21 protein-coding genes and 6 tRNA genes are annotated in these 24991 nt (G+C 68.4%); 11 read left to right on the plus strand and 16 right to left on the minus strand.

What is annotated here, in order from left to right; translation table 11 throughout:
* The coding region (locus tag G5C60_RS35585; protein WP_165265576.1) for a N,N-dimethylformamidase beta subunit family domain-containing protein at nucleotides 1–1359 on the plus strand (1359 nt) is incomplete at its 5' end.
* Between the two features lie 149 nt (nucleotides 1360–1508).
* Nucleotides 1509–2408: a phosphoribosylaminoimidazolesuccinocarboxamide synthase gene (locus G5C60_RS35590; RefSeq protein ID WP_165265578.1), complete on the plus strand. Its 900-nt coding sequence runs from the start codon at nucleotides 1509–1511 to the stop codon at nucleotides 2406–2408.
* An 84-nt stretch (nucleotides 2409–2492) separates the two neighbouring features.
* On the opposite strand, the gene G5C60_RS35595 is transcribed toward G5C60_RS35590, so the two are convergent.
* From G5C60_RS35595 to G5C60_RS35630, 8 genes are all read right to left on the minus strand, one after another.
* Nucleotides 2493–2565, minus strand: a tRNA-Gly gene (locus G5C60_RS35595).
* A 23-nt stretch (nucleotides 2566–2588) separates the two neighbouring features.
* Nucleotides 2589–3209 carry a response regulator transcription factor gene (locus G5C60_RS35600; RefSeq protein WP_165265580.1) on the minus strand — a complete coding sequence of 207 codons (621 nt, stop codon included), beginning with the start codon at nucleotides 3207–3209 and terminating at the stop codon, nucleotides 2589–2591.
* Nucleotides 3206–4495, minus strand: coding sequence for a sensor histidine kinase (locus G5C60_RS35605; RefSeq protein ID WP_165265582.1), 1290 nt, complete (start codon nucleotides 4493–4495; stop codon nucleotides 3206–3208). The genes G5C60_RS35600 and G5C60_RS35605 overlap by 4 nt, the downstream gene beginning before the upstream one ends.
* Before the next feature lie 32 nt (nucleotides 4496–4527).
* Nucleotides 4528–5346, minus strand: coding sequence for an ABC transporter permease (locus G5C60_RS35610; protein WP_165265584.1), 819 nt, complete (start codon nucleotides 5344–5346; stop codon nucleotides 4528–4530).
* Complete coding sequence (locus G5C60_RS35615) at nucleotides 5343–6308, minus strand: ABC transporter ATP-binding protein (protein ID WP_165265586.1); 966 nt, start codon at nucleotides 6306–6308, stop codon at nucleotides 5343–5345. The genes G5C60_RS35610 and G5C60_RS35615 overlap by 4 nt, the downstream gene beginning before the upstream one ends.
* Nucleotides 6309–6508: 200 nt before the next feature.
* Nucleotides 6509–6584, minus strand: a tRNA-Gly gene (locus G5C60_RS35620).
* Nucleotides 6585–6663: 79 nt separating this feature from the next.
* Nucleotides 6664–6735 (minus strand) — tRNA-Gly (locus tag G5C60_RS35625).
* Between the two features lie 188 nt (nucleotides 6736–6923).
* Nucleotides 6924–7241, minus strand: coding sequence for an Lsr2 dimerization domain-containing protein (locus G5C60_RS35630; protein ID WP_165265588.1), 318 nt, complete (start codon nucleotides 7239–7241; stop codon nucleotides 6924–6926).
* A gap of 380 nt (nucleotides 7242–7621) precedes the next feature.
* On the opposite strand from G5C60_RS35630, the gene purS reads away from it, so the two are divergent.
* From purS to purM, 7 genes are all read left to right on the plus strand, one after another.
* The gene (gene purS / locus G5C60_RS35635) at nucleotides 7622–7888 is read left to right on the plus strand and encodes a phosphoribosylformylglycinamidine synthase subunit PurS (protein WP_165265590.1); all 267 of its coding nucleotides are present in this window, start codon (nucleotides 7622–7624) and stop codon (nucleotides 7886–7888) included.
* Nucleotides 7885–8565 (plus strand): phosphoribosylformylglycinamidine synthase subunit PurQ, encoded by a 681-nt coding sequence (gene purQ / locus G5C60_RS35640; protein WP_165265592.1) that lies wholly within the window; start codon nucleotides 7885–7887, stop codon nucleotides 8563–8565. Before purS ends, purQ begins: the two co-directional genes overlap by 4 nt.
* Nucleotides 8562–10838, plus strand: a complete 2277-nt coding sequence (purL, locus tag G5C60_RS35645) for a phosphoribosylformylglycinamidine synthase subunit PurL (RefSeq protein WP_165265594.1) — start codon at nucleotides 8562–8564, stop codon at nucleotides 10836–10838. Before purQ ends, purL begins: the two co-directional genes overlap by 4 nt.
* A gap of 72 nt (nucleotides 10839–10910) precedes the next feature.
* On the plus strand, nucleotides 10911–11717 hold the full coding sequence (locus G5C60_RS35650) for a maleylpyruvate isomerase family mycothiol-dependent enzyme (RefSeq protein WP_165265596.1): 807 nt from the start codon (nucleotides 10911–10913) through the stop codon (nucleotides 11715–11717).
* Between the two features lie 76 nt (nucleotides 11718–11793).
* Nucleotides 11794–12609 carry an META domain-containing protein gene (locus G5C60_RS35655; protein WP_165265598.1) on the plus strand — a complete coding sequence of 272 codons (816 nt, stop codon included), beginning with the start codon at nucleotides 11794–11796 and terminating at the stop codon, nucleotides 12607–12609.
* Nucleotides 12610–12670: 61 nt separating this feature from the next.
* Nucleotides 12671–14197: an amidophosphoribosyltransferase gene (gene purF, locus G5C60_RS35660; RefSeq protein WP_165265600.1), complete on the plus strand. Its 1527-nt coding sequence runs from the start codon at nucleotides 12671–12673 to the stop codon at nucleotides 14195–14197.
* Nucleotides 14198–14231: 34 nt separating this feature from the next.
* Complete coding sequence (gene purM, locus G5C60_RS35665) at nucleotides 14232–15308, plus strand: phosphoribosylformylglycinamidine cyclo-ligase (RefSeq protein WP_165265602.1); 1077 nt, start codon at nucleotides 14232–14234, stop codon at nucleotides 15306–15308.
* A gap of 184 nt (nucleotides 15309–15492) precedes the next feature.
* Here the strand turns inward: purM and G5C60_RS35670 are convergent, their stop codons facing one another.
* Together G5C60_RS35670 and G5C60_RS35675 are read right to left on the minus strand one after the other, a co-directional pair.
* Nucleotides 15493–15750 (minus strand): DUF3073 domain-containing protein, encoded by a 258-nt coding sequence (locus G5C60_RS35670; protein ID WP_165265604.1) that lies wholly within the window; start codon nucleotides 15748–15750, stop codon nucleotides 15493–15495.
* Nucleotides 15751–16029: 279 nt separating this feature from the next.
* A complete protein-coding gene (locus tag G5C60_RS35675; RefSeq protein WP_165265607.1) occupies nucleotides 16030–17121 on the minus strand; it encodes a Glu/Leu/Phe/Val dehydrogenase dimerization domain-containing protein in 1092 nt (363 codons plus the stop codon).
* A 233-nt stretch (nucleotides 17122–17354) separates the two neighbouring features.
* Here G5C60_RS35675 and G5C60_RS35680 point away from each other — a divergent pair, with 233 nt between their 5' ends.
* Both G5C60_RS35680 and bldC read left to right on the plus strand, forming a co-directional pair.
* Nucleotides 17355–18197 (plus strand): DUF8083 family protein, encoded by an 843-nt coding sequence (locus G5C60_RS35680; protein ID WP_165265609.1) that lies wholly within the window; start codon nucleotides 17355–17357, stop codon nucleotides 18195–18197.
* A gap of 444 nt (nucleotides 18198–18641) precedes the next feature.
* On the plus strand, nucleotides 18642–18848 hold the full coding sequence (bldC, locus tag G5C60_RS35685; protein WP_003949541.1) for a developmental transcriptional regulator BldC: 207 nt from the start codon (nucleotides 18642–18644) through the stop codon (nucleotides 18846–18848).
* 406 nt (nucleotides 18849–19254) lie between these two features.
* Here bldC and G5C60_RS35690 read toward each other — a convergent pair whose 3' ends face one another.
* From G5C60_RS35690 to G5C60_RS35715, 6 genes are all read right to left on the minus strand, one after another.
* On the minus strand, nucleotides 19255–19446 hold the full coding sequence (locus tag G5C60_RS35690) for a DUF6274 family protein (RefSeq protein ID WP_165265611.1): 192 nt from the start codon (nucleotides 19444–19446) through the stop codon (nucleotides 19255–19257).
* Between the two features lie 142 nt (nucleotides 19447–19588).
* Nucleotides 19589–19663, minus strand: a tRNA-Asp gene (locus tag G5C60_RS35695).
* A 93-nt stretch (nucleotides 19664–19756) separates the two neighbouring features.
* Nucleotides 19757–23710, minus strand: coding sequence for an ATP-dependent RNA helicase HrpA (gene hrpA, locus G5C60_RS35700; protein WP_165265613.1), 3954 nt, complete (start codon nucleotides 23708–23710; stop codon nucleotides 19757–19759).
* A gap of 133 nt (nucleotides 23711–23843) precedes the next feature.
* Nucleotides 23844–23917, minus strand: a tRNA-Phe gene (locus G5C60_RS35705).
* Between the two features lie 24 nt (nucleotides 23918–23941).
* Nucleotides 23942–24016 (minus strand) — tRNA-Asp (locus G5C60_RS35710).
* Nucleotides 24017–24243: 227 nt separating this feature from the next.
* The coding region (locus G5C60_RS35715; RefSeq protein ID WP_165265615.1) for a zinc-dependent alcohol dehydrogenase at nucleotides 24244–24991 on the minus strand (748 nt) is incomplete at its 5' end.

Genomic DNA, 24991 nt, shown 5'->3' on the forward strand with positions numbered 1-24991 from the left:
CCGCCCCCCGGCGCGGCACCCCCCGGAAACTACGGAACCCGCAGGATTCCCGCCCCTCGAAACCACACCCCGGGCCCCCGGTCCGCCGACGACGTCCACCGCCAGATCAAGGGCTTCACCTCCACCGGCGCAGCCGCCCCGGGCGAGGCCATCGACTTCCGCATCACAGTCGACCCGCCACAGCAGTTCAGCGTGGACATCTACCGCATCGGCCACTACGCAGGCGACGGCGCCCGCAAGATCACCACCAGCCCCCGCCTCTCCGGCATCGTCCAGCCACCCCCGCTCACCGCCGACCGCACGGTCTCCTGTCACCACTGGTGGCTCTCCTGGCGCCTCCAGATCCCGAGCTACTGGAGCATCGGCGCATACGTGGCCGTCCTGACCACCGCCGACGGCTACCGCTCCCACGTCCCCTTCACGGTCCGCGACACCCACCCCGCCGACCTCCTGCTCCTCCTACCGGACATCACCTGGCAGGCGTACAACCTGTACCCGGAGGACGGCCACACCGGTGCGAGCCTCTACCACGCATGGGATGCGAACGGCCGCCTGCTCGGCGAGGCGGACGCTGCGACGACGGTCTCGTTCGACCGCCCGTACGCGGGCGCGGGCCTGCCCCTCCACGTCGGCCACGCGTACGACTTCATCCGCTGGGCCGAGCGCTACGGCTACGACCTCGCCTACGCGGACGTCCGCGACCTGCACGCAGGCCGAGTCGACCCCACCCGCTACCGCGGCCTCGTCTTCCCCGGCCACGACGAGTACTGGTCGACGCCGATGCGCCGCACCACGGAACTCGCCCGTGAACACGGCACCTCCCTCGTCTTCCTGTCCGCCAACACCATGTACTGGCAGGCGGAGCTGGGCCCGTCCCCGTCAGGCGTCCCCGACCGTCTCCTCACCTGCCGAAAACGCCGCGGCCCAGGAAAACCCGCCCTGTGGCGCGACATCGACCGCCCGGAACAGGAGCTCCTGGGCATCCAGTACGCGGGCCGCGTCCCCGAAGCGCACCCGCTGGTCGTCCGTAACGCCGACCACTGGCTGTGGGAGGCGACCGGCGCGCACGAGGGCGACGAACTGGAGGGCATGGTCGCGGGCGAGGCCGACCGCTACTTCCCACGCGCCCCGCTCCCGGAACACCAGGGCCGTATCCTCCTGGCCCACTCCCCGTACCGCGACACCGAAGGCGCGCTCCGCCACCAGGAGACATCCCTGTACCGCGCCCCCTCCGGCGCCCTCGTCTTCGCGTCCGGCACCTTCGCCTGGTCCCCGGCCCTGGACCGCCCGGGCCACGTCGACCCCCGCATCCAGCGAGCCACGGCCAACCTCCTGGACCGCATCTGCAAACGAGACTGACCCGATCGGCGAACAGGGCTGACCCGATCGGCGAACGGGACTGACCCGATGTGCAAACGGGACTGCCCCGTCCTGACGGGCCCGGCGAGAAATCTGTCCCGGGCATACGGGAGAATCAACCCACTTGGACAAAACCACGGGGAGGAACCGTGTCCGGATTCGTTGAAAAGCCCGAGCCGATCGAGGTCCCGGGCCTGGTACATCTGCACACCGGCAAGGTGCGCGACCTGTACCAGAACGAGGCGGGCGACCTCGTGATGGTCGCCAGCGACCGCATCTCCGCGTATGACTGGGTGCTTCCCACGGAGATCCCCGACAAGGGCCGCATTCTCACCCAGCTCTCGCTCTGGTGGTTCGATCAGCTCGCCGACCTGATCCCGAACCACGTCCTGGGCACCGACCTCCCCGAGGGCGCCCCCGCCGACTGGCAGGGCCGCGCCCTGGTCTGCAAGTCCCTGCAGATGCTCCCGGTCGAGTGCGTCGCCCGCGGCTATCTCACCGGCTCCGGCCTCGTCGAGTACGACGAGACCCGCACCGTCTGCGGCCTCGCCCTCCCCGAGGGCCTGGTCGACGGCTCGGAGCTGCCCGCGCCGATCTTCACGCCCGCGACGAAGGCTGCGGTCGGCGAGCACGACGAGAACGTCTCCTACGAGGAGGTCGCCCGCCAGGTCGGTGCGGACACGGCGGCCCGGCTGCGCCAGGCGACGCTCGCCGTCTACAGCCGCGGCCGCGACATCGCGCGCGATCGCGGGATCATCCTCGCGGACACGAAGTTCGAGTTCGGCTTCGACGGCGAGGCGCTCGTCATCGCCGACGAGGTGCTGACCCCGGACTCCTCCCGCTTCTGGCCCGCCGACGAGTGGGAGCCGGGTCGCCCGCAGCCCTCGTACGACAAGCAGTTCATGCGCGACTGGCTGACCTCAGCGGACTCCGGCTGGAGCCGCAAGAGCGAGCAGCCCCCGCCGCCCCTGCCCGAGCAGGTCGTGTCCGCGACCCGCGCCAAGTACGTGGAGGCGTACGAGCGCCTGACCGGCACGAGCTGGTCGTAGAACCAGTCGTAAAGTCGTAGAACGAGTCATAAAAACGAGGAAGCCCCCGGTCTCGATGACCGGGGGCTTCTCCCTCTTCCCTTGAGCGGACGACGAGGTTCGAACTCGCGACCTCAACCTTGGCAAGGTTGCGCTCTACCAGCTGAGCTACGTCCGCACTGCGCCGTTGCGCGAAAGCCACTATACCCAACCTCGCTCACGCGCGAGCCGCACCGCCGTATGACGGTTCTCGGCCCCCAGTTTGGACGCGGCCGACGAGAGATAGTTGCGTACGGTGCCCTGCGAGAGCGCGGCCCGTTCCGCTATCTCCGCGACGGGCGCACCGTCGGCCGCGTACTCCAGCACCTCCGCCTCGCGCTCGGTCAGCGGCGAGTCCCCGGAGGCGATCGCGTCGGCGGCCAACTCCGGGTCGACGTAACGGTTCCCGGCATGCACCGTACGGATGATCTCCGCGAGCCGTTGCGCGCTGACGGTCTTCGGGACGAAACCGCGCACCCCCGCCTCAAGCGCCCGCTTCAGATGCCCCGGCCGCCCGTGACTCGTCACGATCAGCACCCGGCACGCGGGCAGATCGGCCCGCAGCGATGTGGCCACCTTCACACCGTCGGCGCCGGGCATCTGAAGATCCAGTACGGCTAAGTCCGGCGCGTGGGCCCGAGCCATCGCGAGGGCCTCAGGACCGGTCGCCGCCTCCGCCACCACCAGCAGGTCGTCCTCCAGCGCGAGCAGCGCGGCCAGCGCCCCACGGATGAGGTGCTCGTCATCGGCGAGCAGCAGCCGGATGGGGCGTACGGACGTCATGAGGTGACCTCTTCGCTCAAGGAACGCGGAACGGACGACAGCGAGGAAGGCGAGGAAGGCGAGGAAGGTGACGGAGGCAGCGGAATCTCGGCCACGAGCCGGAAGAGATCACCGTCGACCGGCCCCGCCTCCAGCGTCCCGCCCACCGCCGACAGCCGCTCCCGCAGCCCGGCAAGACCGGACCCGCTGTCCTTGCGCGAACCCGGCACCCCGCCCGTCCGCACCCCGTCGTTCTCCACGGTCAGCACAACGCGACCTTTCACCACCTCCAGCGACACACAACACCGCCTCGCGTCCCCGTGCCGCAGCACGTTCGTGGTGGCCTCCCGTACGACCCACCCCAGCGCCGACTGCACCGCCGCGGGCAGCCCCGCCGCGGAACCGGTCACCGCGCACTCGACCCCGGCCGCGGTCAACACGCCCTGCGCGCCGACGAGTTCGGTGCCGAGCTCAGCCTCGCGATACCCGCGCACGACTTCCCGCACCTCCCTCTGCGACTCCCGCGCTATCCGCTGCACCTCGATCATCTGCTCCACGGCCTCCGGTCGCTCACGCCGCGCGAGCTCCACGGCGAGCTCGCTCTTCAGGGCGATCACCGCGAGGTTGCGGCCCATCACGTCGTGCAGGTCGCGCCCGAAGCGCAGCCGTTCCTCGGCGACGGCGAGGCGTGTACGGGTCTCGCGGGCCGCGTCGAGCTCGTACACGCAGTTGAACAGCCACACCGCGAGGATCGAGGTGAGGGCGAGACACCCACCGGCGATCAGCACCGCGACCGCCGACGCCAGCGCGGCGGCTGCGGGCATCCCGATGGCGAACGCCACGGCCCCGGTACCCGCGGCGAAGCCGCCCGCGAGCGCCGCCACGCGCCGCCGGTCTCCCATTCCGAGCGTCATATTGCCGATCCCGAAGGCCAGCACCACCACGGTGAACGTGCCCGCCAAACTGTCGATGTCCTCGCCACTCGGCCCGTGCTCAGAGACGACGAGGGCGCCGGTCCCGAGCAGCGCGGTGACGACGCCGAGCGCCCAGAGCAGACGTACGGGCTGCTCACGGCGGCCCCGCGTCCAGTCGAGGGCCCGGGACGCGGTCACCGCGCCCAGCAGGGCGTGCCCGCACAGCAGCGGCAGGACCACCCAGAGGGCGAGCGGTACCCCCACCTGCCCGAAGGCCGGCAGCCCGACCGCGGTCACCTCGGCCAGCGGGAAGGCGTGGAAGGACCAGCGGGTGTACGTCTCGACCTTCGCCGGCGTGCTCTTCCCGTGCCACCAAGCCCCCGGCCCGCGCATACCCGCCCCCACTTCTGTGCTGTTCCCGACGCTCAGTGCCGCGGCTCCCAGCGGAACCACCGCCGTACAGCAAACACCGCGAGCACGGTCCAGGCCACCGCCGTCGCGACGGTGCCCAGGGCGTCGTACGCGGAGAGGTTCCCGCTCCAGCCGCCACGCAACAGCGTGATCGCCGGTGCCAGCGGCAGCAGTTCGCAGAAGGAGGCGAGGCGGTCGGGCATGAGCTCCAGCGGGACGGTCATACCCGAGCCCAGCAGCGACACGAACATGAACGGCATGCTCGTCACCTGAGCGCTCTCGGCGGTCCTGCTGAAACTCGCGGTGACCGCGCCCGCCGCGGCGCACAACACGATCCCCGACAGCAGCCCCACGACGGCGAGATGAGGCGCTTTGGGCGCCCCGACGTCGAGGAGCACGGTGCAGCCGATCGCCAGCAGCACGCACTGCGCGAGCCCGAGGAACACGGCCGGCGTCGCCGCCCCGACGAGGATCTCCTCGTCCCGCAGCTCGCCGGTACGCAGCCGCTTGAGGACCAGCTCCTCACGGCGGGCCACATAGGTCGCGGTCAGGGCCGTGTACACGGCGAAGAGCAGCGAGAAACCGAAGGCCGCAGGCAGCAGCACCTCGCCCGAGGTGAGCCCGGCTTCCTTCAGGTCCGCGTCGTCGAAGGCCGAACTGATGCTGACCGGCAGCACCAACGGTATGAACGCGGCCGTGAAGAGCGTGCCCTTGCTCCGCCCGAGCAGCGTCATCTCGGCCCGCGCGAGTGAGGCCAGGCGCCCCGCCCTGGTCACGGTCGTACGTCCCGCCGTCGACGTGTCCGTCGTATCCGTCACAGTCCCCGTGCTCATGCCACGCTCTCCTTCTCCGCAGCGGTCCTCGAATCCGTCGCCGACACCTCGCGAGCGATCCGCAGAAACGCCTCCTCCAACGACCCCGACCGCACATCGAGCCGTCGCAGCTCGACCCCGGTCCGCTCGGCCCACACGAGGAGCCCGGTGGCGGCGCGTTGCAGCTCGTTCGTACGCAGCCGGATCACCCGCCCTTCGACCTCATGCCCGGTGACTCCGAGTTCGGCGAGCGGCGGGAGGTCCCCGGGGAAGTAGCCGTCGGGCAGTTCGAAAGAGATCCGGGACGGCTGGGAGGCCGTCACCTCGGCCGGAGTCCCCGAGGCCGCGATGCGCCCCGCGTGCAGGATCGCGAGCCGGTCGGCGAGCCCCTCCGCCTCCTCCAGGTAGTGCGTGGTCAGCAGCACCGTCGTACCCGCCGAGCGCAGCTCGCGCACCAACTCCCAGGTCTCCTGGCGCCCTTCGGCGTCGAGCCCGGTCGTCGGCTCGTCCAGGAACAGGACCTCGGGGCGGCCGAGGAGCGCGAGCGCCAGGTCCAGGCGCCGCTTCTCACCCCCGGACAACTGCTTGACGCGTACGTCGGACCGACGGGCCAGCCCGACCATCTCCAGGGCCTCCGCCGTAGGCCTCGCCCCGCTCGTGCAGCCCGCCCACATCCGTACGGTCTCCGCGACGGTCAGCTCGGACGGAAAGCCGCCCTCCTGGAGCATGACGCCGATGCGCGGGCGCACCGTGGCGCGGTTCGTGTACGGGTCGTGGCCGAGGACGCGCACCTGGCCGCCGGCCGGCGGCGCGAGGCCCTCGAGGAGTTCGACGGTGGAGGTCTTGCCCGCGCCGTTGGTACCGAGCAGTGCGAACAGCTCCCCGCGGCCCACGGCGAAGGTCACCCCCCGGACCGCCTCGAACTCTCCCCCGTACACGCGTCGCAGATCAGTGACCTCAATCACGCGCTCGTTCGTTTCCATGAGACCAGCCTCCCCGCCGCCGACAGACCGCGGCAGTGCACCCTGTCATCGCTGCACATGACAAATGTCAGCAGCCTCGAGACAAGCCCACATGGACCGGTCGACATGGACCGGTCCACATGAACCGGCCCACATGAGACGGAGCCAAGAGATAGGCACACGAAAAAGACCCCGGTCATGATGACCGAGGCCTTTCCCTCTGGAGCGGACGACGAGGTTCGAACTCGCGACCTCAACCTTGGCAAGGTTGCGCTCTACCAACTGAGCTACGTCCGCATTGCCTCCGACCGGCTCTCACCGATCGGCGCGAACACCACCTTACCTGATCCAAAAGGATGCCCGGCAAGGGATGCAGAGCGGGTGACAGGAATTGCACACTGCGCCTTCCCCCTGGAAGGGGGATGTTCTACTACTGAACTACACCCGCGTAACTCCGTGAGCTGGGGCCTTTCGGCCTTGCCCCTCGGCGTGCTCCAGACTCTAACTGACCAGCAGGGGTGCTGCGCAAGTCGGTTGACCCCAGGGCCCGCTGAGGAACCCTGGACCGAGCCCTGGGCGCGGGACCGACCCGCGCTCACCGGCCGGAGGGCGGACCCTCACCGAGCCCCCGCACCCTCACTGAGCCTCCGCGAACGCCTCGTACACCTTCTTGGGGATGCGCCCGCGCGCGGGCACCTCCATCTTGTTGGACTGCGCCCAGGCGCGGACGGCCGCCGGGTCAGGGGCCACCGCCGTCTGCTTGTAGGCCTTGCCGGAGCGCGACCGCTTGCGGCCGGCCTCCATGTACGGCGCCAGGGCCTTGCGCAGTTCCTTGGCATTGGCTTGATTGAGGTCGATCTCGTACGACTTGCCGTCCAGACCGAAGGCGATCGTTTCCGCCGCTTCCGAGCCGTCGATGTCGTCGAAGAGAGTGACTACGACACGCTGCGCCACGAATATCGGTCCCTTCGTGCGGCACCTCTGCGGCTGACGTGCGATGACGTGCGGAGGTGCCGACTGTTCGGCTGATTTATTGAGCGTAAAGCAGGTATAGAGCGATGGGTGGAGCGTACTGGGCAAAGTATCGGCTATTGCCAATTCCTTTGTACAGGGCTGAGCAATGCAATGTGAAGCCCGACTTAATCGGTCCGCGTGTCCCACCGCAATAGGGTTCCGGGTGTTGATCCGGATCTTTCCCAGGATTTTCCGTGAAGGAAGCCTGTTGATGCGAAATCGTGATGGCCATCACGTAGATTCCTACGAGTCTACCCGCGTAGAAACTCCGTGCGGGTAGTCTGAAGGAACCTGCTCAGCACCACACATCGGGAGTGCCAGTGGCACGCGTCGTAGTCGACGTCATGCTCAAGCCGGAGATCCTCGACCCCCAGGGCCAGGCGGTGCAGCGTGCACTGCCGCGCCTCGGTTTCCAGGGCATCTCCGACGTACGTCAGGGAAAGCGCTTCGAACTCGAGGTGGACGGGCCGCTCGACGACACCGCGCTCGCCCGCATCCACGAACTCGCGGAATCTTTCCTCGCCAACACCGTGATCGAGGACTTCACCGTCAAGGTGGAGGAAGTGAAGGCGGAGGCGGGAAAGTGACCGCTCGTATTGGCGTCGTCACCTTTCCGGGCAGCCTCGACGACCGGGACACACAGCGTGCGATCCGGCTCGCGGGCAGTGAGCCCGTGGCGCTCTGGCACAAGGACAAGGACCTCAAGCAGGTCGACGCCGTGGTGCTGTGCGGCGGTTTCTCCTACGGCGACTATCTGCGCGCCGGCGCCATCGCGCGCTTCTCGCCGGTGATGGAGACCGTCATTGAGCAGGCGAAGTCGGGAATGCCGGTGCTCGGCATCTGCAACGGCTTCCAGATCCTCACCGAGGCGCATCTCCTCCCCGGCGGGATGCTCGGCAATGATCATCTGCACTTCATCTGCCGCGAGCAGAAGCTGCGGGTGGAGAACGCGAACACGGCCTGGACCGCCGACTATGAGGACGGCCAGGAGATCAATATCCCGCTGAAGAACATGGACGGGCGGTACGTCGCCGACGAGCGCACCCTCGACATGCTGGAGGCGGAGGGCCGGGTCGCCTTCCGCTACCTGGACTTCAACCCGAACGGCTCGCTGCGGGACATCGCGGGCATCACGAACGAGGCGGGCAACGTCGTCGGCCTCATGCCGCACCCGGAGCACGCCGTCGAGCCCCTCATCGGGACCGGCCGCACCGACGGCCTCCCCTTCTTCACCTCGATCCTCAAGAAGCTGGTCAACGTATGAGCCGCACTCCTCTGGACACGGTCGAGCACGCGGCCGCGACCCCGGACGTCGAGCTGCCCTGGGCCGAACTGGGCCTGAAGAAGGACGAGTACGAGCGGGTCGTGGAGATCCTCGGCCGCCGGCCCACCGGTGCCGAGCTCGCCATGTACTCGGTCATGTGGTCCGAGCACTGCTCGTACAAGTCCTCCAAGGTCCATCTCCGTCAGTTCGGCGAGAAGGCCCCGCAGAGCGACGCGCTGCTGGTCGGTATCGGCGAGAACGCCGGCGTCGTCGACGTCGGTCAGGGTTACGCGGTCACCTTCAAGGTCGAGTCGCACAACCACCCCTCGTACGTCGAGCCCTACCAGGGCGCGGCCACGGGCGTCGGCGGCATCGTGCGCGACATCATCGCGATGGGCGCGCGCCCGGTCGCCGTGGTGGACCCCCTCCGCTTCGGTGCGGCGGACCACCCCGACACCAAGCGCGTACTCCCCGGTGTCGTCGCCGGCATCGGCGGCTACGGCAACTGCCTGGGCCTGCCGAACATCGGCGGCGAGGTCGTCTTCGACGCCTGCTACCAGGGCAACCCGCTGGTCAACGCCGGTGCCATCGGCGTCATGAAGCACGAGGACATCCACCTCGCGAAGGCGTCCGGCGCGGGCAACAAGGTCATCCTGTACGGGGCCAGGACGGGCGGCGACGGCATCGGCGGCGCGTCCATCCTCGCCTCCGAGACCTTCGACGACGCCAAGCCGTCCAAGCGCCCCGCCGTCCAGGTCGGCGACCCCTTCCAGGAGAAGCTCCTCATCGAGTGCACCCTGGAGGCGTTCGCCGAGAAGCTGGTCGTCGGCATCCAGGACCTGGGCGCGGCGGGCCTGTCCTGCGCCACCTCCGAGCTGGCCTCGAACGGCTCCGGCGGCATGCGCGTCACCCTGGACGACGTACCGCTGCGCGACTCGACGCTCTCTCCCGAGGAAATCCTCATGAGCGAGTCGCAGGAGCGCATGTGTGCGGTCGTCGAGCCGGAGAAGGTCGACCGCTTCCTGGAGATCTGCGACAAGTGGGACGTCATCGCCACCGTCATCGGTGAGGTGACCGACGGCGACCGCCTCGAGATCTACTGGCACGGCGGCAAGATCATCGACGTCGACCCGCGCACGGTCGCGCACGAGGGCCCGGTCTACGAGCGCCCGTACGCCCGTCCGTCCTGGCAGGACGCCCTCCAGGCGGACGACGCCAACAAGCTCCCGCGACCGGCGACGTCGGACGAACTGCGGGACCAGGTCCTGAAGCTGGTGGCGTCCCCGAACCAGGCCTCCAAGTCCTGGATCACCTCCCAGTACGACCACTTCGTGCAGGGCAACACGGTGCTGGCCCAGCCCGAGGACTCGGGCATGATCCGCATCGACGAGGCGAGCGGGCTCGGCGTCGCGATCGCCACGGACGGCAATGGCCGGTACGCGAAGCTCGACCCGTACGCGGGCGCGCAGTTGGCGCTCGCGGAGGCGTACCGCAATGTCGCTACCACCGGCGCCAAGCCGCTGGCCGTCTCCGACTGCCTGAACTTCGGCTCGCCCGAGGACCCGGCGGTGATGTGGCAGTTCGCGGAGGCCATCCGCGGACTGGCCGACGCCTGCCAGCAGTTGGGCACTCCGGTGACCGGCGGCAACGTCTCGCTCTACAACCAGACGGGCGAGGTGGCGATTCACCCGACGCCGGTCGTGGCCGTGCTCGGTGTGATCGACGATGTCGCCCGCCGTACGCCGGTTGCCTTCCAGGAGGAGGGCCAGCTGCTCTACCTCCTCGGCGACACGCGTGAGGAGTTCGGCGGCTCGGCCTGGTCACAGGTGATCCACGACCACCTCGGCGGACTGCCGCCGCAGGTGGACCTGGAGCGCGAGCGCCTTCTGGCCGAGATCCTGATCTCCGCGTCCCGCGACGGAATGATCGACTCCGCGCACGACCTGTCCGACGGCGGCCTCATCCAGGCCGTGGTCGAGTCGGCGCTGCTGGGCGGCAAGGGCGCGCGCCTGATCGTCCCCGACGGCCTGGACGCGTTCACGTTCCTCTTCTCGGAGTCGGCCGGCCGCGCGCTCGTCGCCGTCCCCCGCTCCGAAGAGCTCCGCTTCAACGACATGTGCGGTGCGCGCGGCCTGCCGGCCACCCGTATCGGTGTCGTCGACGGCACCGTGTCCGATTCGAATGCGGTCGTCGACGTCCAGGGCGAGTTCAGCCTCTCCCTGACCGAGCTGCGCACGGCCCACGAGGACACGATCCCGGCGCTGCTGGCCTGATCTCTCGTACGTCCCCGAAGGCCTCGCCCGCAACCAGGGCGAGGCCTTCGACGTGTCCGTACGCTGATCTCCATGCCACCGGCCAAGAAGCGCATCCGCAGCTACGACCCCGCCAAGATCCGCGCCGCGGTCCTCGCCCAGTTCGGGAACGTACGGGATGCGGTCCGCACCCTCACCCCCGAGCAGCTCACGCGCCCCACGCGCCTCGGCGAGTGGACCGTACGAGAACTGGCCACACATATCGCCCTGGCCGTCGAGAGCGTCAGCCGGACCATCGACCTGGAACCACCCGCGAAGGCCGAACTCGCCCTGCTGGACTGGCCGTCCGCGACCGCCGCCGTACCCGCACTGGCCGCCGCCAACGCCGACCGCACCCGCGAGGCCGCCCGCGAGCACCCGGACCTCGACGCGCTGTACGCCCGCACCGAGCAGCGGCTGACCGAGCGGCTGGCCGCCACCCCGGGCGAGCGGCTGCTCGCCACCCGTCCCGGTTTCATGACCCTCGCCGACTACCTCGTCACCCGCACCATCGAACTCGTCGTCCACACCGACGACCTGATCGCCGCCGTGCCGGGCCTGGACATCCCGTACGACCGCCAGGCCCTCGCCGCCTGCACCCGCGTGCTCGCCGACGCGCTCGCTGTGAAGGCACCCGGCGCCTCCACCGAGGTGCGCGTCCCGCCGTACGCGGTCGTGCAGTGCGTCGAGGGCCCGCGCCACACCCGCGGCACCCCGCCGAACGTCGTCGAGACCGACCCGATGACGTGGATACGGCTCGCGACCGGGCGTACGGAATGGCGGGCGGCCCTCGACGACGCCAAGGTCAGCGCCAGCGGCGAGCGGGCCGACCTGGGCGGACTGCTCCCGCTGATGGCCTGAGCAGCGGGGACGGAACGAGCAAAGACGAGCGAAACTGGAAGGGAACCAACCACCCCACCGGTCCCGTCACAGCGACATGCACACGCAACGTCTTACTCTCAGCGTCCTGGCGGTCACCGGCCTGCTCACCACCGCGGCCTGCGGAACGGAGAGCGGTGACGACCAATCCGCGTCCGTCGGTGCCGGGCAGAAGTCCGCGATCACCGGCAAGCACTGGAAAGTGGAGACCGTGAGCGTCGGCGGCACCACGTACGACGCCCCGGCCGAGGCCCACATCGAGTTCGGCGAGGACGGCAAGGTGGGCGGCAACTACGGCTGCAACCACTTCGGGGCGACCGCCGAGATGAAGGGTGACACGATCAAGGTCGGCCCCGACACCCTGCAGACCAAGATGGCCTGCGGTGACAAGCCGATGGAGTTCGAGTCCAAGATCGCCGAAGCGCTCTCCGACAGCACGATCAAGACCGAGGTCAACGGCGACAAGCTGACGCTCACCACCCAGGACGGACAGACCGTGAAGCTCACCACGGAGGAACCGGCCAAGCTCGTGGGCACGAAGTGGAACGTCACCGGCAGCACCAACAAGGGCGGCACAGTCACCGCGCTGGCCTCCGAGGCCGAGGGCAAGGTCCACCTCACCTTCGACGGCAAGGACAGCGTCCGGGGGCAGCTCGGCTGCAACAAGGTGACGGCGAAGGCGACGGTCAGCGACGGACGTATCACTCTGGGATCCCCGTCCACCACCCGCATGATGTGCTCCCCCTCACTCATGGACACCGAAAAGGCTCTGCTCAAGCTCTTCGATGGGCCGGTCAGCTACGAGTTGAAGCACCGCACCCTCACGCTGACCAGCGAAAACGGCACCGGACTCGAAGCCGTCGCCGCCAAGTGATCCACAACGAGCCCGAATCCCCAATTCGGACCAGTGGACGACCTCGCCTACACTCGATGGCGTGCCACGTGGTGACGGTCGACTCAGCCATGATCTGCTCCCCGGTGAGAAAGGCCCCCAGGACGCTTGCGGCGTCTTCGGTGTCTGGGCTCCGGGCGAAGAGGTCGCCAAGCTCACTTACTTCGGGCTCTATGCCCTCCAGCATCGGGGCCAGGAATCCGCGGGAATCGCGGTCAGCAACGGCTCCAAGATTCTCGTCTTCAAGGACATGGGCCTCGTGTCCCAGGTCTTCGACGAAGCCTCACTCGGTTCGCTCCAGGGTCATATCGCGGTCGGTCACGCCCGCTACTCGACCACCGGCGCCTCCGTGTGGGAGAACGCCCAGCCCACATTCCGTGCGACGGCGCACGGATCCATCGCGCTCGGCCACAACGGCAACCTGGTCAACACTGCCCAGCTCGCCGAGATGGTCGCCGACCTGCCCAAGCAGGAGGGCCGCACTCCGCGCGTGGCGGCCACCAACGACACCGACCTCCTGACGGCGCTCCTCGCCGCCCAGGTCGACGACAACGGCAAGCCGCTGACCATCGAAGAGGCCTCTGCCAAGATCCTCCCGCAGGTCAAGGGCGCGTTCAGCCTCACCTTCATGGACGAGCACACGCTGTACGCCGCTCGCGACCCGCAGGGCATCCGCCCGCTGGTCCTCGGCCGCCTGGAGCGCGGCTGGGTCGTCGCCTCCGAGTCCGCCGCCCTCGACATCTGCGGCGCCAGCTTCGTGCGCGAGATCGAGCCGGGCGAGTTCGTCGCCATCGACGAGAACGGTCTGCGCTCGTCGCGATTCGCGGAAGCGAAGCCCAAGGGCTGTGTCTTCGAGTACGTGTATCTGGCCCGCCCCGACACCGACATCGCCGGGCGGAACGTCTACCTCTCGCGCGTCGAAATGGGCCGCCGGCTCGCCAAGGAAGCCCCTGTCGACGCCGATCTCGTCATAGCGACCCCGGAGTCCGGCACACCCGCCGCGATCGGTTACGCGGAAGCCTCCGGCATCCCGTTCGGCGCCGGCCTGGTGAAGAACGCGTACGTCGGCCGGACCTTCATCCAGCCTTCACAGACCATCCGCCAGCTCGGCATCCGTCTGAAGCTGAACCCGCTGAAGGAAGTCATCCGGGGCAAGCGCCTCGTCGTCGTGGACGACTCCATCGTCCGCGGTAACACGCAGCGCGCGCTCGTCCGGATGCTCCGTGAGGCAGGCGCGGCGGAGGTCCACATCCGGATTTCATCGCCCCCGGTGAAGTGGCCCTGCTTCTTCGGCATCGACTTCGCGACCCGCGCCGAGCTGATCGCCAACGGCATGACCATCGACGAGATCGGCACCTCCCTGGGCGCCGACTCCCTCTCGTACATCTCCATCGACGGCATGATCGAGGCGACCACCATCGCCAAGCCGAACCTGTGCCGCGCCTGCTTCGACGGCGAGTACCCGATGGACCTCCCGGACCCCGAGCTGCTCGGCAAGCAGCTCCTGGAGACCGAGCTGGCCGCGGGTCCGGCAGCCACGGCCGCGGCCGACGCGATCCGTCGCCCCTGAGCCCCGTACCAATCAACGCGAAAGATCCCAGGCAATGTCTGAGACAAGTACCGGTGCTTCCTACGCGGCTGCCGGCGTCGACATCGAAGCGGGCGACCGCGCCGTAGAGCTGATGAAGGAGTGGGTGAAGAAGACGCAGCGCCCCGAGGTCCTGGGCGGCCTCGGCGGCTTCGCCGGCCTCTTCGACGCCTCCGCCCTCAAGCGCTACGAGCGCCCGCTGCTGGCCTCCGCCACGGACGGCGTCGGTACGAAGGTCGACCTGGCCCGGCAGCTCGGCGTGTACGACAGCATCGGCCACGACCTCGTCGCGATGGTCATGGACGACATCGTCGTGTGCGGCGCCGAACCGCTCTTCATGACCGACTACATCTGCGTCGGCAAGGTCCACCCCGAGCGCGTCGCCGCCATCGTGAAGGGCATCGCCGAGGGCTGTGTGCTCGCGGGCTGTGCCCTCGTCGGCGGCGAGACGGCCGAGCACCCCGGGCTCCTCGGCCCGGACGACTTCGACGTCGCGGGCGCGGGCACGGGCGTGGTGGAGGCCGACCGGCTCCTCGGCCCGGATCGCATCCGTAAGGGGGACGCGGTCATCGCCATGGCGTCCTCCGGCCTTCACTCGAACGGGTACTCGCTCGTCCGGCACGTCCTCTTCGACCGCGCGCAGCTACGCATCGAGAAGCACATCGAGGACTTCGGGCGGACGCTCGGCGAGGAGCTCCTGGAGCCCACGAAGATCTACTCGCTGGACTGCCTGGCGCTGACCCGCACGACCGAGGTGCACGCCTTCTCGCACATCACGGGCGGCGGTCTCGCGGCCAATCTGGCCCGAGTGATCCCCGACGGCCTGCACGCGACCGTCGACCGCGCCACCTGGACCCCGGCCCCGGTCTTCGACCTCGTCGGCACGACCGGTCAGGTCGAGCGCCTGGAGCTGGAGAAGACCCTGAACATGGGCGTGGGCATGATCGCGATCGTCCCCGAGGAATCAGCGGACGTGGCACTCGCCACACTCGCCGATCGCGGAGTGGACGCCTGGGTAGCGGGCGAGATCACGGACCGCGACGATCACGAGGTGGGCGCGGCACTGACCGGCGACTATGCCCACTCCAACTGATTAGCGCCGGGTCAGGGGGCGCCCCGTTAAGGGGCGCGGGGAACTGCGCGACCAGCCACGACGGACCCGCAGCTCACGACGGACCCGCAGCCTCAAACCGCGAACCCAGCGGAGCGCCACGCGCAAAACCCGGCCCGGCGCGATATGGAACCGCTCCGGACCGGGTGAAGCGCTGCTAAGACAGTCAAGCGCCGCGACGCTGCTGTTGCGACGACGGACCGGACTCGTCGTCCTCGTCCTCATCGTCGTCGTTGTACAGATCCGCGTACTGGGCGTACGGGTCATCGTCTTCGTCATCCTCGAACGGCTCGCCGTTCGGCGGTTGGCTCGAAGTCGAAGCGCCCAGCTCGTTGGCCAGACGCGACAGGTCAGTCCCGCCGCTGTTGTACTTCAGCTGGCGGGCGACCTTCGTCTGCTTGGCCTTGGCCCGGCCGCGCCCCATGGCTCGACCCCCTCGGTGACGGGGCTCGACGGCCCCAGAGTCTTGACACGCGTTCATGTTCTGGAACGGGCTCTCCGCAGAGAGACCGGTCCGTAGGGCATCCACGGTACCTGAGCCCACGCCCATACGGTACGTCGCCCGCAGGACGTGCCGTCGCCCAGAACCCTCGGGGAGCCCTGTCCCCGCTGGTCAACCGCGATTTTAACCTCTTCTCGGCGCACGACCCGCCGACAAAGTGAGAGTTCTCTCCAACACCCCGTCGGCGGGTACCCCCGAACCTCAGCGGAGCCGCGCCTCCGCCATCCGCTGCTCGGCGATCCGATCGGCCGCGGCGGCCGGCGGAATCCCGTCTTCCTTCGCACGTGCGAAGATCATCAGCGTCGTGTCGTAGATCTTCGCGGCCTTCGCCCTGCACCGCTCGAAGTCGAACCCGTGGAGTTCGTCGGCGACCTGGATGACACCGCCGGCGTTCACGACGTAGTCCGGCGCGTAGAGGATCCCGCGGTCGGCGAGGTCCTTCTCCACGCCCGGGTGCGCGAGCTGGTTGTTGGCGGCGCCGCACACGATTTCCGCGGTGAGGGCGGGCACGGAGTCGTCGTTGAGGGCCCCGCCGAGCGCGCAGGGGGCGTAGACGTCGAGGCCGTCGACGCGGATCAGCTCGTCGGTGTCCTTGACGGCCAGGACGTCCCGGTGCCGCTCGGTGATCCGCTGTACGGCCTCCTCGCGCACATCCGTGACGAAGACCTCGGCGCCTTCCGCCACGAGGTGCTCCACCAGGTGGCGGCCGACCTTGCCGACACCGGCGATGCCGATCCGGCGGGCCCGCAGCGACGGACTGCCCCACAGATGCTGCGCGGAGGCACGCATGCCCTGGTAGACGCCGAACGCGGTCAGTACGGAGGAGTCGCCGGCCCCGCCCTTCTCGGGCGAGCGTCCGGTGGTCCAGCGGCACTCGCGGGCGACGACGTCCATGTCGGCCACGTACGTGCCGACGTCGCACGCCGTGACGTAGCGCCCGCCGAGCGAGGCCACGAACCGGCCGTACGCGAGCAGCAGCTCTTCGGTCTTGATCCGCTCGGGATCTCCGATGATCACGGCCTTGCCGCCGCCGTGGTCGAGACCGGCCATGGCGTTCTTGTACGACATCCCGCGCGAGAGGTTCAGCGCGTCGGCGACGGCCTCCTCCTCGCTCGCGTACGGGTAGAAGCGCGTGCCGCCGAGGGCGGGGCCCAGGGCGGTCGAGTGGATGGCGATGACGGCCTTCAGCCCACTGGCGCGGTCCTGGCAGAGCACTACTTGCTCATGACCGCCCTGATTCGAGTGAAACAGGGTGTCCAGTACGTCAGGTGGGGTGCCGGTTACGTCGGTCACGGTGGTGACTCCCAGGTAAGTAGCGGCGGTGTTGAGGGCGGGGCCCGTAGAGGTGGCGGGTTCCGTGACACGAGATTAGAGCTTGCGCGTGCCCGCCATCGGTCCAGTGGTCAGGATCACCCTCTCTCGGAGTACGGTCACGGTGTGCCGTCGGACGCTGTGCAGTGCTTCCCCGCGCTCCCGCGCGCGGGTTTCGAGGGTTTTCCATCAGGTCCGCGGGGGAGGGAGCAAGCGTGCCCAAGGTGTCCCCGGTGATCGTCCCGTACGCGTCCTATCTGCGCGTGTACGAACCGCTGGCCGCCTTCCCGGAACCGGAGCGCGGCCACTGGGCGCGGTACGCCCGCCGCTCCGACCGGCCCTCGTACCAAGAGGAACTGCGCCGCTCCCTGGCCGACTTGCTGCCCACGCCTCCCATCCCGGTGCCCGTGCACGAGAGCGGCGACGCGTTCGTCGCAGACGTGGACGGCGTGCTGTGCGTGTGCCCCTGGCGCACGCGGCTGCGCGGCTGGCAGGCCCTGGGAGAGCTGCCCGAGGAGCTGCCCGCGCCGGTCCTGGACGCGGTACTGCCCCCGGTTGTACGCCGCCAGGCCGCCCAGGACTACGAGCGCTGGCTGACCCGCAACCCCGACGCGCGGCCCTGGATCCGGTCCTCGACCTGGCACGTGCCGCTGAACTGGTTCGTGCTGGTCGCCGACGAGGAGCGCGAGTACGACAAGGGGTCGGGCGAGGACGCGCCCGTGCTGCGCTACCGGACGCCGATGGTGCAGGCGCGGCGGCGGGTGGCGCGGGGTCTGAAGGCGCTCAAGGACGCCGTGGACGAGGGGCCGCTCATCGACGGCCTGATCGATGTGGGGCGCTGGCTGGAGGAGTTCCATCCGCGCTCGCTGGTGGAGCTGGACTACGGCGGCCTGGTGCACGTCCTGCCCGCCGAGGAGCTCGACGGTGACCATTCGGCGGCGGACGTCGCCGAGGGGATCGAGGCGCTGCGCACGGGCGACGGGGTCGGGGCCGGCGAAGCGTACGGTCGGCTCGTGGAGCGGTGGCGGGCGGTCCGGGACCGTCGGTCGGCGAACTGACGGGACGTAAGTCACCATCAGGACTTTGTGGGTAAGGGTGACGGACGGCACTAACGCGGACCTTGCACCAGACGCCCCTCCTCATGTCAAAATAGGACAAGGAGTCCGGGGAGGGCTCCTTCTGCCCACGTATGGGTGGAATCTCAGCATTGCACGCTATGGGGGGTCTCGTGACTCCTGATCGCCCTGTGACTGATCGTCACAGCGGCGTGACTGTCCGCTATGGCATGGTCCATCGGCTTCCGTCGCTGATGAACACCTGGGAGGGCAATTCCATCGGTTTGGCCGACGCGGCTGGACAGATGGTGTAGTTGTAGTGCCGAGGACAAGCCGTTCGTCCTATAACCGACTCGACCCGCGTCCGCCATTTCGGGCAACGCGGGTCAAGGTGCAGAATTTAGAGGAAAGAACCGAGAAGGTTCGGTTCTCCCGAGGAGGCCGCTCATGACCGCTCGCACCCCTGATGCCGAGCCGCTGCTGACCCCCGCTGAGGTCGCCACGATGTTCCGCGTTGACCCAAAGACGGTCACGCGGTGGGCGAAGGCAGGCAAGCTCACGTCGATCCGTACGCTCGGCGGGCATCGCCGCTACCGCGAAGCTGAGGTCCGCGCTCTGCTCGCGGGCATCCCGCAACAGCGTAGCGAAGCCTGAACAACCACATAGCAGGGCATTTCGGCAGGTTCCCCCAACGTGCCGGACGGCCCGAACCAAAGCTCCAAGCGACGCGGGTTCTGCCCCAACAGAGCCCACGCCCGAGCCAGAATCACAAGCAACAAGGGTGCGTCGTCGATCGCGCTGGACTCCGCCGGGTCCAGCGCGATCTTTTTTGTGCGCTGGTCCTGGGGGCTTCGTGGGCGCCCCTGAGGCCTATGGGATGGTCTGTGAGCGGGCTGGGAGCGGCGTGAAGGCGACCCGGCGGTCTGGTGCAATTGCACATATTAAATTGACCAGTTGTAGGTGAGGTGTGAGTACCGCGAGTTTGAAAACTTATGCGGTGACACCCATCACATGCCGGGGTCCTTGTTGATGGTGTGTTACCTGCGGTAGAGGGGGCCACTCATGCCGTGGCGGGGCTTTCGTCCTCGGCCACGCCCGCCGGGTCGTCCGTGTCGTCCGCGGCGCGTTCCATGGCGAGGTTCTGGAGCCGATGGCAGATCGGGCAGTGCCGCGTGAGGTGCCGGTACCCGGAGGCGGCCTGCAGATGGGCGCGCAACAAGGCTCGCGTCTCGTGCCGGGCGGTCGCCGTCATACGCCACCTCCATACGGGGTCCTGCTGTCTGAGTACCGGCGGAATGTGACGCCGTCAAGGTGGCTTGTGGCTGGCCGCGCCCCCGGGGCACGCGGAAGGGGCCCGCATCCTTGTCGGATGCGGGCCCCTTCGGCATTCGCTGCGGTCCTGACGGGATTTGAACCCGCGGCCTCCACCTTGACAGGGTGGCGAGCACTCCAAACTGCTCCACAGGACCTGGTTTCGCAGGCGATTCAAGCGTTGCGCTGCGAGAAGAGACTCTACAGGAGGGTGGCCCCCAGGGGCGAACTCACCCAACGTGCAGGGGCCGTTACGGCGCCGCGGCGTCGATCGCCTTCACGATGCGCTTGTCCGAGACGGGGTACGCCGTGCCCAGCGCGTGGGCGAAGTAGCTGACGCGGAGTTCCTCGATCATCCAGCGGATGTCCAGTACCTGTTGGGGGACGGGCCGGCCCTGCGGCATCTGCTCCAGCAGCCAGGCGTACTCGTCCTGCATCTCATGGACCTTCTCCATACGGGTCGTGTCCCGTTGGACGTTCGTCGGCATCTGCTGGAGGCGGCGGTCCGCGGCGACCAGGTAGCGCATCAGGTCCGGAAGACGCCGCAGACCCGCCTCCGTCACGAAGCCCGGCTTCACGAGGGCGTCCAGCTGCCCCCGTACGTCCGTGAGGTTCGCGAGGAGCGCGGGGCTCCGTACGGACTTCAGGCGGCGCTCACAGGACTGCCAGGCGGCGAGGACCTGCTGGACCTGGTCGACCGTACGGACCGTCGCGTCCACGATCTCGGCCCGCACCTTGTCGTACAGCTTCCGGTACGACTCCTCGTCCCAGGCCGGTCCGCCGAAGTCCCCGATCAGCCTGTCGGCGGCCGCCATCGCGCAGTCGTCGAACAGCGCCTGGATGGAGCCGTGGGGATTGGCCGACAGCGCGAGCTTCTGCGGGTTCGTCAGCTTCTGCGAGGCGAACTTGGCCGGGTTCACCGGGATGTTGCGCAGGATCAGCCGGCGCGTGCCCTTCCACATCGCCTGCTGCTGCTCGGCCTCGGTGTCGAAGAGGCGCACGGAGACCGTGTCGCCGTCGTCCACGAGGGCCGGGTACGCCTTGACCGGCTGGCCTGCCCGCCGCGTCTCGAAGACGCGCGTGAGGGAGCCGATCGTCCAGTCCGTGAGGCCCTTGCGCTCCAGGGACTCGCCGCCCTGCCGCTCCGCCGTCGCCGCGGCTGCCTGCGAGATGGCCTGCCGCGCCTTCGGCTTCAGCCGGAGCTTGAGCGCCTCCAGATCCTTGTCCTCGGCCAGCTTGCGCCGTCGCTCGTCGACGATCCGGAAGGTGATCTTCAGATGGTCGGGGACCTTCGACCAGTCGAAGTCGTCGGGCGTGAGCGGTACGCCGACCATGCGCTTCAGCTCACGCGCCATGGTCACCGGCAACGGCTCCTGAAGGGGCACCGCCCGCTCCATGAACGCCTTCGCGTAGTTGGGCGCGGGTACGTAATGGCGGCGGATGGGCTTGGGGAGGGAGCGGATCAGCTCGGTGACGACTTCCTCCCTGAGCCCCGGGATCTGCCAGTCGAAGCCCTCGTCCGTGACCTGGTTCAGGACCTGGAGCGGGATGTGGACGGTCACGCCGTCCGCGTCGGCTCCCGGCTCGAACTGATACGTCACGCGGAACTTGAGCCGCCCCTGACGCCATGAGTCCGGATAGTCGTCCTTGCTGACGTCACCGGCGCGTTCGTTGATGAGCATCGACCGCTCGAAGTCGAGCAGTTCGGGCTCTTCATGCCGCTTGTGCTTCCACCAGGAATCGAAGTGCGCGCCCGACACCACGTGTTCGGGCACCCGCTGGTCGTAGAAGTCGAAGAGTGTCTCGTCGTCGACCAGGATGTCCCGGCGCCGGGCGCGATGCTCCAACTCCTCGACCTCGGTGAGGAGCCGGCGGTTGTCGGCGAAGAACTTGTGGTGCGTACGCCAGTCGCCCTCGACGAGCGCGTTGCGAATGAAAAGCTCGCGGGACGTCTCCTGGTCGATCCGCCCGTAGTTGACCTTGCGCTGCGCGATGATCGGTACGCCGTACAGCGTGACCTTCTCGTACGCCATCACCGCCGCCTGGTCCTTCTCCCAGTGCGGTTCGCTGTACGTGCGCTTGAGGAGGTGTTCGGCCAGCGGCTCGACCCACTCCGGCTCGATCTTCGCGTTGACGCGGGCCCAGAGGCGGGACGTCTCGACGAGCTCGGCGGACATCACGAAACGCGGGGGTTTCTTGAAGAGCGACGAGCCCGGGAAGATCGCGAACTTGGCGTTCCGGGCGCCCAGATACTCGTTCTTCGCGCCTTCCTTCACGTCCTTCATGCCGATGTGCGAGAGCAGCCCGGCGAGGAGCGAGACGTGGACCTGCTGGTCGGGCGCGGCAGTACCCGCCGAAGGCTCCTGATGGAGGCCCATCTGCTTGGCGACCGTGCGCAGCTGGGAGTAGATGTCCTGCCACTCCCGGATCCGCAGGAAGTTCAGGTACTCCTGCTTGCACATCCGGCGGAACGAGGACGAACCCCGCTCCTTCTGCTGCTCGCGGATGTACCGCCACAGATTGAGGAAGGCGAGGAAGTCGCTCGTCTCGTCCTTGAACCGGGCGTGCTGCTGGTCCGCCTGCGTCTGCTTGTCAGCGGGGCGCTCGCGCGGGTCCTGGATGGAGAGCGCGGCGGCGATCACCATGACCTCGCGTACGCAGCCGTTCTTGTCGGCCTCCAGGACCATCCGGGCCAGACGGGGGTCGACGGGCAGCTGGGCCAGCTTGCGGCCGGTCTCGGTGAGGCGCTTGCGTACGTCCTTCTGCTGGGGGTCCAGCGCGCCCAGTTCCTGGAGGAGTTGGACGCCGTCACGGATGTTGCGGTGGTCCGGCGGATCGATGAACGGGAACTTCTCGATGTCGCCGAGGCCGGCGGCGGTCATCTGGAGGATGACGGAGGCCAGGTTCGTACGGAGGATCTCGGCGTCCGTGAACTCCGGTCGGGCGTTGAAGTCCTCTTCGCTGTAGAGGCGAATGCAGATGCCGTCGCTGGTCCGTCCGCAGCGGCCCTTGCGCTGGTTGGCGCTGGCCTGCGAGATCGCCTCGATGGGGAGACGCTGGACCTTCGTACGGTGGCTGTATCTGGAGATGCGGGCAGTGCCCGGATCGATGACGTACTTGATGCCCGGGACGGTCAGGGACGTCTCGGCGACGTTGGTCGCCAGCACGATCCTGCGGCCGGTGTGCGGCTGGAAGACGCGGTGCTGCTCGGCGTGCGAGAGGCGGGCGTACAGGGGCAGGACTTCCGTGAACCGATAGTTCTTCTTGGTCAGCGCATCGGCGGTGTCCCGGATCTCCCTCTCTCCGGAGAGGAAGACGAGGATGTCGCCCTTGCCCTCGGCCTGGAGCTCCTCGACGGCGTCGGTGATCGCCGTGATCTGATCGCGGTCGGCATCGTCGGCGTCCTCTTCGAGGAGGGGACGGTAACGGACCTCGACGGGGTACGTACGGCCGCTGACCTCGACGATCGGGGCATCGCCGAAGTGACGGGAGAACCGCTCCGGATCGATGGTGGCCGAGGTGATGACGACCTTCAGATCCGGCCGCTTGGGCAGTAGCTGAGCGAGATACCCCAGCAGGAAGTCGATGTTCAGCGACCGCTCGTGCGCCTCGTCGATGATGATCGTGTCGTAAGCGCGCAGCTCACGGTCCGTCTGGATCTCGGCGAGCAGGATGCCGTCGGTCATGAGCTTGATGAACGTCGAGTCCTGGTTGACCTGATCGGTGAACCGGACCTTCCAGCCCACGGCCTCGCCCAGCGGGGTGTCCAGCTCCTCGGCGACACGCTCGGCGACCGTACGGGCGGCGATCCGCCGGGGCTGCGTATGCCCGATCATGCCCCGGACACCGCGCCCCAGCTCGACGCAGATCTTGGGAATCTGCGTCGTCTTCCCGGAGCCGGTCTCACCGGCCACGATCACGACCTGGTGATCACGGATGGCCTCCGCGATCGCGTCCTTCTTCTGGCTGACGGGCAGTTGCTCGGGGTACGAAACGGCCGGCACGTGCGTCTTCCGCTCGGCCATACGTGCCTCGGCCTTGGCCACCTCCGCCTCGATCTCGGCAATGACGGCAGCCCGAGCCTCGGGCTTACGAATCCGGCGCGCCCCTTCGAGCCTGCGCCCGAGCCGATGCGCATCGCGCAGGGACAGCTCAGCCAGACGGGGGGCGAGATCGCCGAGGGCGGGGGCAGGATGCGTAGACATACGGGGTCCAGGATCTCACCTCGCGAAAAGAGGTGGCCAATGGATTTGCTTGGACATCGAAGCCGGACATCGAAGCCGAGGTCAGAGCCGGACATCGAAGAAGGCCCCGATCCGAAGATCGGGGCCTTGACTGTGGCTGGGGCCGGGGTCGAACCGGCGACCTATCGCTTTTCAGGCGATCGCTCGTACCAACTGAGCTACCCAGCCAGGAGGTTTCACGTGAAACCTCGGCGGTCCTGACGGGATTTGAACCCGCGGCCTCCACCTTGACAGGGTGGCGAGCACTCCAAACTGCTCCACAGGACCAAGCTGTTGCGTGCGAACAGTGTCGCACACGGGGTTGCGTGCTCCCAACGGGATTTGTGCCGCAGTGCCGCCGGTCTGGTGATGCTCGGTGACCGGAGGGACACGCTTTGGCGGCCCGATGTCGCTGGATCAGCGTATCAGACCGGGGGCCGTGGCCCGCACCTGTGACCTGCGGGGCCACGGCTTCCCAGCTCTGCGTCCACGCGTACTTCTCGGCCTGGATTCGTCTACGCGTCGAAGGTGACGACCACCTTCTCGGCCGCCCCGGGGGTCAGTGTGAGGTCGAAGGCCCGCTCGACCTCCGAGAAGGGAACGCGGTGGCTGATCAGGCGGGCGAAGCGGTCCTGGTGTTCCACGAGTTCCTGGGTCACCTCGAAGATCTCCGTGGGGTAGCCCTGGGAGCCGATGATGGTCATCTCGCTGCGGAGGATCGCGCCGAAGTCGATCGGCTCGGGCTTTTTGTGCACGGCCACCGTGACCAGCTTGGCACCCCACTTGGCCGAGGTGAGCGCGGTGTTGACGACGGCGGCGACACCGGCGGCGTCGATGTAGATGTCGGTGTCGGGGCGTGGCTGGCCGAGGGAGTTGGCGCCCTGGCCGTGCAGTTCGGTCAGGCGGGCGGTGACGTCTTCCTTGGAGGAGTCGATGACGGCGTCGGCCCCGAACACCAGGACCTTGTCGGTCGGCCTGGCCTCGGAACGGTTGACGCAGTGGCGTGCGACCGCCATGGGTTCGTTGAGTGCGGCGATGTCGAAGGGGATGGTGTCGGGGATGACCGCCACGCTCTTGCCCAGGACGGCGTCCTCGATGAGCAGGTACTCGCGCATGCCGCCCTGCGCGCCGCCGCAGCCGATGATGCCGGAGGGTGCGCCCTGCGGGTTGACGACCACGCGGTCGCCCACCTTCAGGTCGGTGACCTCGGCCCCGACGTCGACGATCTCGCCGGCCGGCTCGGGAGGTACTGGAGGGCGGAAG

Origin of the sequence: Streptomyces scabichelini, from assembly GCF_011045015.1 — a bacterium.
Lineage (GTDB): Bacteria > Actinomycetota > Actinomycetes > Streptomycetales > Streptomycetaceae > Streptomyces > Streptomyces scabichelini.

Excerpts from the sequence above, each read along its gene's own strand:
- purM (WP_165265602.1), top strand. The coding sequence starts at position 14,232 with ATGTCTGAGACAAGTACCGGTGCTTCCTACGCGGCTGCCGGCGTCGAC.
- G5C60_RS35615 (WP_165265586.1), bottom strand. The coding sequence starts at position 6,308 with ATGGAAACGAACGAGCGCGTGATTGAGGTCACTGATCTGCGACGCGTG.
- G5C60_RS35605 (WP_165265582.1), bottom strand. The coding sequence starts at position 4,495 with ATGCGCGGGCCGGGGGCTTGGTGGCACGGGAAGAGCACGCCGGCGAAG.
- G5C60_RS35690 (WP_165265611.1), bottom strand. The coding sequence starts at position 19,446 with ATGACGGCGACCGCCCGGCACGAGACGCGAGCCTTGTTGCGCGCCCAT.
- hrpA (WP_165265613.1), bottom strand. The coding sequence starts at position 23,710 with ATGTCTACGCATCCTGCCCCCGCCCTCGGCGATCTCGCCCCCCGTCTG.
- G5C60_RS35610 (WP_165265584.1), bottom strand. The coding sequence starts at position 5,346 with ATGAGCACGGGGACTGTGACGGATACGACGGACACGTCGACGGCGGGA.
- purL (WP_165265594.1), top strand. The coding sequence starts at position 8,562 with ATGAGCCGCACTCCTCTGGACACGGTCGAGCACGCGGCCGCGACCCCG.
- bldC (WP_003949541.1), top strand. The coding sequence starts at position 18,642 with ATGACCGCTCGCACCCCTGATGCCGAGCCGCTGCTGACCCCCGCTGAG.
- G5C60_RS35650 (WP_165265596.1), top strand. The coding sequence starts at position 10,911 with ATGCCACCGGCCAAGAAGCGCATCCGCAGCTACGACCCCGCCAAGATC.
- G5C60_RS35670 (WP_165265604.1), bottom strand. The coding sequence starts at position 15,750 with ATGGGGCGCGGCCGGGCCAAGGCCAAGCAGACGAAGGTCGCCCGCCAG.
- G5C60_RS35655 (WP_165265598.1), top strand. The coding sequence starts at position 11,794 with ATGCACACGCAACGTCTTACTCTCAGCGTCCTGGCGGTCACCGGCCTG.
- G5C60_RS35600 (WP_165265580.1), bottom strand. The coding sequence starts at position 3,209 with ATGACGTCCGTACGCCCCATCCGGCTGCTGCTCGCCGATGACGAGCAC.